The organism is Occallatibacter sp., from assembly GCF_049802275.1.
In the GTDB taxonomy this organism is placed as follows: domain Bacteria; phylum Acidobacteriota; class Terriglobia; order Terriglobales; family Acidobacteriaceae; genus Telmatobacter.
This window is the reverse complement of record NZ_JBARMD010000373.1, coordinates 1-8,009: the sequence shown is the minus strand read 5'-3', so window position 1 is coordinate 8,009 and position 8,009 is coordinate 1. Positions and strand designations below refer to the sequence as shown.

The following is an 8,009-nucleotide window of genomic DNA, read 5'->3' as shown; positions in this document are numbered from 1 at the left end:
TGTCGATTGGCAGAATTGGCACATTGCGTTCGCGTGCAGCTGCGGTCAAAATCTCGCCCGCCGCCACCATGCATTCCTTGTTGGCCAGGCCCACGGGCTTTCCCGCGAGGATCGCCGCATGCGTCGCCTCGAGCCCTGCGACCCCCACAATCGCCGACACCACAAAATCCGCATCAGGATGTGTCGAGCAAGCCACGGTACCGGTCACCCCGTGGACAACCTCTATGCCGTTGACGCCTGTTTGCTTTAGGCGCGCAACCAGTTGGCCCGCAAGCTCTTCCGTAGCCAACGAAACTACCTTGGGCCGCCATCGCACCACCTGCGCAAATGCCTGGTCAACATTGCGCCCAGCCGCCAGCGTTGCTACCTGGTAGCGATCTGGAAACTGCTCAACAATGGAGAGGGTGCTTTGACCGATCGAGCCGGTGGAGCCGAGAATGGCGAGTCGTTTCAACGTTCTGCTAAGTCCAATTCCAACAATGACAAGCGAGTTATTTGATGGCCTGTCTAGAAGCGCAGGCGGATAACCTGAGCGTACCACAGCACCGGCGCCGCCAGCAGCAGCGCGTCAATGCGGTCAAGAATGCCGCCGTGCCCCGGGAGGAGCGTTCCGGAGTCCTTTACCCCCGCCGAGCGCTTCAGTGCCGATTCCGCCAGATCGCCAACCTGGGCGGCAACATTCACCACGACCGCGAGCGCCAGCCAATACAATATCGGCGCATCCGCAAACGAAAGCTTAACCGAGTTCCAATTCGCAAAATACGTACTGAGCGCCAGAAGGATCCCTGCAACCGCGACGGCACCCACGACCGAGCCGACGGCCCCCGCCCAAGTCTTATTGGGACTGAGATTCGGTGCCATTTTTCGCTTGCCGAACATCCTGCCCGCGTACATCGCCACCGTGTCTCCTGCCCAGACCGTCAGAAATAGGAAGGCCATCAGGGACGGGCCATTCGTCGCCTCACGCAGCATGGGTAGCGGAATGAGTGTAAGTCCCAGATAAAAGAGGGCAAAGACCGACGAAGTAGCGTCCGTCATCGCTCGCTCTACTGGTGACTTGAAAGTGCAAAAGACCAGCAAAATGATGCAAAAAAGCCCGAAGATGGTGATCGTTTCGTCGGGCCATTGATAATTCCCGGCGAAAAGCAGGCCAACACACCCAAGTGTCAACACTTTTGGCGGCTTAGCTCCGCGTCGCTCCGTGAGTGCAAGGAACTCCCACGCTGCCAGCATGGCGACGGCGGCAACCACCAGCGTAATCAGCCACATCGGGCCGATAAAAACCAGGGCCAGAACCATGGGCGCCAGAATCAGTGCTGTCAGAACTCGTTTCATTCCAGCGTTGAGAATACACCGCCGGGGTGGGGCGGAGAGACTCGCCTCTAGCGCACCGGCCACTCCCACTTCGGAGTGTTGAAAAGAGTCGCTCCGGCCAGCACCGTCTCGCCGAACGACTTCTCCAGGTGCAGCCGGCTGCATATCCGGTTCTCTTCCAGTGCCCGGATAAGAAGCTGTGAATGCGACACCACTACCAGTTGCGTACTCTCCGACGCATGGGCGATCAGACGGGCCAGCGCCGGCAGCAGGTCGGGATGCAAGCTGGTTTCTGGTTCATTCAGGACCATCAGTTCCGGCGGACGTGCCGTCAGAAGAGCCGCTGTCCAAAGCAGGTACCGCAGCGTGCCGTCTGACAACTCCGCTGCCGAAAGCGGCCGCAACAGCCCGTGTTGCCTCAGCTGCACCTCGAATCGGCCTGCCTGCTCATCTACTTCAACGCGGCTACCCGGAAATGCGTCTTCAATCGTGCGGTCCAGCGCTTCACCATCTCCAAACATGCGGATCGTCTCGAGGGCCGCCGGCAAGTCTGTTCCTTCATTGCTCAAAACAGGCGTGAATGTCCCAACCTGCGGAATCCGCACCGGCGAAGCAGCATCGGTCCTAAAGCCTTCGTAAAAACGCCAGCCTCGAATCGACTCGCGGACCGCCAGCATCTCCGGCGCCCGTTGCGGATCGGCAATTGTCGCCAGCATGCTGTCGGTTGAACTCAGATCCTTGGTCAGAATTACGGGCTCTTCGTGTTTGGCGGTCTTGCCCGGTGCAACCTGCACCAGCCGATTGTTGCGATCGACCAGAACAGACGCTCGTCGATAGATGCCGCCATGCCAGATGCATTCGCGCTTAATTGCCGGATCAAGCGGAAACGCGGTCTGCGCCGGGGGAGGGTAACCAAGATCGATGCAGTAGCTGTAGGGATCGCCCGCAAATCCCAGTTTCAGACTGACGGACTTCTGCCGCGGCGTGCCTTCGACCGCGTGCTCTCCGTGCCGAACGCTTCGCCCAATCTTCTCGGGCCCAGCCCAAAGCGTTGACGGTAATCCACCCTCCCGCGCCAGTGACGCGACCACCGTATTCAACGCCGCGTCACCCAGTAGCCGAAGCGACCGATACAGGCTGGACTTGCCCGTCCCGTTGGCTCCCGTCACCAGATTCAGCTGCCCAAGCGGCAGCACCAGATCCCGGAGAGAGCGATATCCCGATACCGCAAGCGTGTGGATCATGGTGTTGGAAGGATAACCTAATTACGGAAAGGGAAGAATCTACACAATATTTAGATATTTTGAATATTTCTTTACGAAGATAAATATCTTATATATTCTTAATATATCCTTGGAGGTCAACGGTGAATATCGGCTTGAGTGACAAGATCAGAACGCTGGCTCAGACAAGATACGTTGATGCGGCTGTCAAGGCGCGCAAAGATCATTTTTCCATTCGAGTAAAAGATCTCTTGGTTGACTTGCAGGCCGAGGGTTTTCCCGGTAGTCATATCCCCCAGATTTGCAGCGCTTTGAAGACGTCTAAGTTTCTTCGTGAGAATGGACTAGAACTTGAAGGCATTGACGGGCCACCCTCACTGCAGAGCACTACCGTGATCTTCAGATATCGAATTGCCAAGGATCTGAAAGGCCATGAAGTGATCGAGCAAAGAGGCGAGAGCAGAAAGTCGTTACGGGATGAGGAAGACCCCGCCGCGCGAGCTGTTCGCTTGAGCGAAAAGCTCCGCGGCATCTTAAAAGATGAACTTGCGGAATACGGAGGCGGCGAAGCTTTCTTGCGGTGGATTCGATCGGAAGATGAGGACGCCGCATGAGCCGGATTTACTGGGACTCCATGCTCTTTATCTATTGGCTGGAGGGCAATCCCACGTTTTCAGAGCGTGTTCGCAGTTTGCTGGAGCGATCGTATCGACGAAATGACCAACTGTTTACGAGCTATCTCGCGCTCGGCGAAATCATGGCAGGGGCGGCAAAATCGCCGCACCCGCAAAAAGCCTCAGTCATCCGCGAGAATCTGGCTGAGGTTGGGTTTTCGTTTTTGCCTTTTGATGGGGGCGCTGTGGCGCCGTTCAGCCGACTCAGAGCCGTTGAGAAGATGAAGATTGCAGACTCCATTCATCTCGCCTGCGCTGCATCAGCTGGGATTGATCTGTTCCTCACAGGTGACAAGCAACTGTTAAAGCTCGACGTCCCCGGCGTCCAGTTCATCGCCGATTTCAGCACCCCAATTCTGTGATAGGTCGATGGAAGAACGTCAGCTGGCGATGATCTTGATCTGATCGGCGTCTTCCTCGACCTCGCCGACACTATCGCTCAGCCCGCCGTAGCGACGTTCGCGCCGCTGGAAAGCCGCAATCGCTTCGAGCAGATGGATGCCGCGAAAATCGGGCCACAACCGCTCCGTCACAAAGATCTCGGTATAGGCGATCTGCCATAGCAGAAAGTTCGAGATACGCATCTCACCCGAGGTCCGAATCAGCAGATCCGGATCGGGCATGTGCGCCGTGTAGAGATGCCGGTGTACATCCTCTTCGCAGATACGATCGGGACTGAGTTTCTTCTGCTCCATCTCCCTGGCCAGCGCCCGACATGCGTCTACCAATTCTGAGCGTGAACCGTAATTCAGGGCCAGCGTGAGAGTCGTGCCGGTGTTCCGGGCCGTTTCCTCTTCCGCCCACCGCATCTTGTCCTGCACTTCACGGGGCAACTCGTGCACGCGGCCGATATAGCGCATGCGGACATTGTTGTCGTTCATGCGCTGCACGTTGCTCTCGAGATAGCTCCTCAACAGCCGCATGAGGAAGTTAACCTCGGCACGCGGTCGACGCAGGTTGTTCTCAAGCGAGAAGGCATATAGCGTGAGCCAGGGCAGTCCGATGCGCGAAGCCGTCTCAGTTACCAGCTGTACGCTTTTGGCGCCCTGCTGATGTCCCAGAAAACGTTTCAGCGACCGATGGCCCGCCCAGCGGCCGTTGCCATCCATGATGATGGCGACGTGCTCAGGCAGCCGCTCAGGCTTGAGCGTGTTATAGATCGCACGCTCCTCTGAGGTCAGCTCATCGATCCGCAGCATGCCAGTTGGATGCAAGGAATTTGCCTCGACAAAATCTTTTACGCTTCCCAGTCGATGCCCGTTCCCTGTTTGCAAGATTCGGCCGGAGCCAGTTCACAAGCCCAACGTGCCTAAAGGATACTGCATCAACGTCAACCAATGAAAAGTCCCCGGCAGCCGGGGAAATCTGGCGACACATTCGAGCCTAGCATAATCGGTGCGTCATTATCTGCCACGCTGCGCACATGAACCGATCGTCATCTTCAACGCGAGGAGACCGGGCGAACCAGCGTTATGCGCTGTTCGCCCGTCCACGAAGAGACGAAGAGAGGATACGAGGTGAGATCGCTGAGAGTGCCGGTCTTATGCGGTCCGTCGCCGTCCAGCAGCCATATCCCGAACCGACCCATACAGCAACGTCCGGTGCAGAGAATCCAGATGCGGCAACATCGCCGCGATCTCCGCCAGGAAAGGATCGGACAGAATCGCCGAGACCTCTTCCTCGCGACGGCTGCGCGAATCGCGCACCAGTTGGCGCATATCCACTTCCAGCGCGCAAGCCAACCGCTCCAGCGAACCTAGTGTCGGAATCGCCTTACCGTTCTCGATCTTCGAGATGTAGGTCCGCGGTACCTGCATGCGACTTGCGAGCTGACGCTGGCTCAGGTGCCGCGCCCGGCGAATCTCGCGCACCTGCCCCGCCACCTGCAACCCGGCTTCAGCTGAGGCGACCGCTGGCGGCATCGTTACCAGTTGTGGAGCTAGGGGTGCTGGCTCCTCGATATCAAGGGGTCTGCGACATTTCCTGCAAAGAGAATTGGTGGTTCTGTACTGCACCAAGCTGCAGAAATCGCAACGCACAACTTCGCGTGTATCCACGCTGATTAGAGTGGTAGCCATTTTGTATTGCGCGGAGTGCCAGAGCAGGAACCCCGGGGTGTTTTGCACCGCGATAAGTGCTACTTTCTGCCGGTGAACCATAATTGTCAAGTAGAAACTTAGGGTCAACCCAATGAATCTGGTATAAATCCCTAAGCAACCCCAAGAAACGCGAACCAAGGTGTGCAACACGTAAAATTCAGAGATGACTTTGATCGAAAATGGCGAGAGGAAGTTCGGACGCGAACAAGCCTGGCAATTGCTCTCTGAGTGGACACAGAGCGAGAGTCTTCGCAAGCATGCCATCGCTGTGGAGATCTGCGTAACTGCTTGCGGAGAAGCCGAAGCCGACCTGCTCGGCCTCAACGCCGACGAGCGCGCCCGCTTCGTTGAGCTCTACACCACCACCGGGCTGCTTCACGACTACGATTACGAGCGCCACCCCGCGCCCGAGGAGCATCCATTCGTCGGCGTCCGCGAACTCGAGCGACAGGGCTGGCCCGTCGAACTTCGCACTGCGATCCTTGGCCACGCGCAATACTCCGGCGTTCCGCGCGTCACGCATCTCGACAAATCTCTCTTCGCCTGCGACGAACTCGCCGGCTTCCTCACCGCATGCGCTTTGGTTAAGCCCACCAAGGCTATAGCCGACGTTGAAGTCCCCGGCGTCCGCAAGAAAATGAAAGACAAAGCATTCGCCCGGGGCGTCAACCGCGAAGACGTAATCCAGGGCGCCGCCGAGCTAGGCGTCGACCTCGACGCGCATATCGCGTTTTGTCTGGAAGCGATGAAAAAACGCGCTGACGAACTCGGCCTTTAGACGCTGCGAAAAACTCGATGCGGGTTCAGTTTCGTATCAAGGCATGGTCACAGCTAGGTCGATCCAGCATCCTTCAGGCTGCTGAGAACCTTGGCATCTCCGACAGCGGGCCATCACCGCTCTTGCCGAACCGTGTCGCACAGGTCAAGATGAGATCAATCGGGAGGCAGACACCATGAGCATCTACGGCGGAAAAGAATTAGGCAGGCAGTTTCGGACCGTACGCCAAAACACGATTCAGATCGCCGAAGATATTCCCGAAGAGCAGTACAACCATGTCCCGGCTCCAGAGTGCCGTACCGTGGGCCAGATGTTGGCGCACATCGCTGTGACGCCACAGATGTGGGAGGAAATACACGGCAAGCAACGCGTGATGACGCTGGTTGGCTTCGACTTTTTAGGCCTCGCAGAACGCGCCAGAAGCGAGGAATCGAAACCCAGGACGAAAGCGGAGATCCTGGAGTTGCTGCGCAGCCGCGGTGAGTCCTTCGCAGCGTGGCTGGAGTCGTTGCCGACGGAGATCCTGGACGAGATGACGACGGTAGCGGACGGCAGCGGCGCCAAGTCCCGGTTCGAGCAACTGTTAGGCGCTAAGGAGCATGAGATGCATCATCGCGCACAGCTCATGCTCATCGAGCGGCAGCTTGGCATCGTTCCTCATCTGACAAGGCAGTCCAACGAGCGTGTGGCAAAAATGCGTGCCACCCAAACCGCCTGATCATGGATCGGGAGGAGTTTGCGGAAAGGCATAGCGCTCCTCGGGCTTCGGCCAAGTTTGCACTTCGCGATTTACTGACTTACCGCGATTGCCGAGAGCCTCGGCTCCGCCTCTTGCGTACAGACGATTTAATCGAATCCAGCAACCATTTCTCGAGTTGCGGTGGTGCCGTGGGCATTCTCTCGGCAACGATCAGAGCATCGAGTTCTGCCTTACGCGAACGGGTTTTTGGCCCGCAGCTCCGCCACAATCTCCGCTGCTGCCTGCCGCGCTTTATCAACCTGATCCGGCGGGAAGCTGATCGCTCCCACCCGCGCATGTCCACCGCCACCGTAGCGCTCGCACACCTGCGCCAAATTCACCATTTTCGCGGGGTCAGCCTTGGTCCACGGATTCGAGCCGACCGACACCTTGGTGCGAAAGCTCGACTTCGAGAGCCCGATCGAATACGTCGCCTTCGGATGCAGATAGTACGGGATGAACTTGTTGTAGCCCTCTACCGGCCGATCCGTGATATCGAAGAAGATCGTTCCATCCACTTCTTCGCTGCGGTTGCGAATCAGCTCGATACCTTCGCGGTGCCGCTCCAGCAGCGGCGGTAAGAGGGAAGCCACAAACGGCTGCGCCAGCACTTCGCCCAGCGGCATCTCAGTCAGCAGCGGAATCAGTTTCGGAATAAACTCCGGGTCCTGCGTGGATTCAATGATCAGCGTCAGCTTCATTGCCGGAGCGGCCATCTCCACCGCGGCCTCGGGGCTCTCGTACAGCGCGCCATCCACAATATTGGCCCAATGAATCAGGTCCGCCACGGGCTCCGTGTTGAATCCGAATTTCGTGGACCCGATGTGCGCCAGAAAGCTGGTACACGACGTGTAGTTTGGATCGAAGAACTTTCTCGACCCGCATACCGGATCCTTCTGGCAAGCAAGAAAATTCTCGTGATCCTGCGGAGTCAAAAATGCAGACAGATGATGATCGAACCACCATGTGATCCTGGGCGAAGGCGAATACTTGAAGTCGACAATCGCATTCTCATCACCCGTGAACTCGCTCTCGTCAAAGAGCGCCCCGGCGCGGTGCACCAGCCCGTGGTAATCGTACGCCGCGTTCTTGTCTATGCACTCGCGATGAAACCGCGTAAACAACGATGCGGAGCAGGCTCCGTCAAAGCACTTATCGTGATAGAAGACTTTAACCCGCAAC

At 57.5% G+C, this 8,009-nt stretch carries 9 protein-coding genes and 1 pseudogene; 4 read left to right on the top strand and 6 right to left on the bottom strand.

What is annotated here, in order from left to right; all coding sequences use genetic code 11:
• From WA354_RS13020 to WA354_RS13010, 3 genes and pseudogenes are all read right to left on the bottom strand, one after another.
• Positions 1 to 454 (bottom strand): annotated as a pseudogene (locus tag WA354_RS13020) (1-deoxy-D-xylulose-5-phosphate reductoisomerase); the annotation flags it as partial.
• 53 nt (positions 455 to 507) lie between these two features.
• Positions 508 to 1,335 (bottom strand): phosphatidate cytidylyltransferase, encoded by an 828-nt coding sequence (locus tag WA354_RS13015; protein WP_472813441.1) that lies wholly within the window; start codon positions 1,333 to 1,335, stop codon positions 508 to 510.
• A 47-nt stretch (positions 1,336 to 1,382) separates the two neighbouring features.
• Positions 1,383 to 2,558 (bottom strand): AAA family ATPase, encoded by a 1,176-nt coding sequence (locus WA354_RS13010; RefSeq protein WP_472813440.1) that lies wholly within the window; start codon positions 2,556 to 2,558, stop codon positions 1,383 to 1,385.
• A gap of 122 nt (positions 2,559 to 2,680) precedes the next feature.
• Between WA354_RS13010 and WA354_RS13005 the strand changes: the two genes are divergently transcribed.
• Both WA354_RS13005 and WA354_RS13000 read left to right on the top strand, forming a co-directional pair.
• A complete protein-coding gene (locus WA354_RS13005; protein WP_472813439.1) occupies positions 2,681 to 3,151 on the top strand; it encodes a hypothetical protein in 471 nt (156 codons plus the stop codon).
• Positions 3,148 to 3,573: a type II toxin-antitoxin system VapC family toxin gene (locus WA354_RS13000; protein ID WP_472813438.1), complete on the top strand. Its 426-nt coding sequence runs from the start codon at positions 3,148 to 3,150 to the stop codon at positions 3,571 to 3,573. The genes WA354_RS13005 and WA354_RS13000 overlap by 4 nt, the downstream gene beginning before the upstream one ends.
• Positions 3,574 to 3,591: 18 nt before the next feature.
• On the opposite strand, the gene WA354_RS12995 is transcribed toward WA354_RS13000, so the two are convergent.
• Positions 3,592 to 4,410 (bottom strand): isoprenyl transferase, encoded by an 819-nt coding sequence (locus WA354_RS12995; protein ID WP_472813442.1) that lies wholly within the window; start codon positions 4,408 to 4,410, stop codon positions 3,592 to 3,594.
• Between the two features lie 342 nt (positions 4,411 to 4,752).
• The gene (locus WA354_RS12990; protein ID WP_472813437.1) at positions 4,753 to 5,133 is read right to left on the bottom strand and encodes a helix-turn-helix domain-containing protein; all 381 of its coding nucleotides are present in this window, start codon (positions 5,131 to 5,133) and stop codon (positions 4,753 to 4,755) included.
• Positions 5,134 to 5,473: 340 nt separating this feature from the next.
• On the opposite strand from WA354_RS12990, the gene WA354_RS12985 reads away from it, so the two are divergent.
• Positions 5,474 to 6,088, top strand: coding sequence for an HAD family hydrolase (locus tag WA354_RS12985; protein WP_472813436.1), 615 nt, complete (start codon positions 5,474 to 5,476; stop codon positions 6,086 to 6,088).
• 175 nt (positions 6,089 to 6,263) lie between these two features.
• Positions 6,264 to 6,806 (top strand): DinB family protein, encoded by a 543-nt coding sequence (locus WA354_RS12980; RefSeq protein WP_472813435.1) that lies wholly within the window; start codon positions 6,264 to 6,266, stop codon positions 6,804 to 6,806.
• A gap of 212 nt (positions 6,807 to 7,018) precedes the next feature.
• On the opposite strand, the gene WA354_RS12975 is transcribed toward WA354_RS12980, so the two are convergent.
• Complete coding sequence (locus WA354_RS12975) at positions 7,019 to 8,008, bottom strand: phosphoesterase (protein WP_472813434.1); 990 nt, start codon at positions 8,006 to 8,008, stop codon at positions 7,019 to 7,021.
• Position 8,009 lies beyond the last annotated feature (1 nt).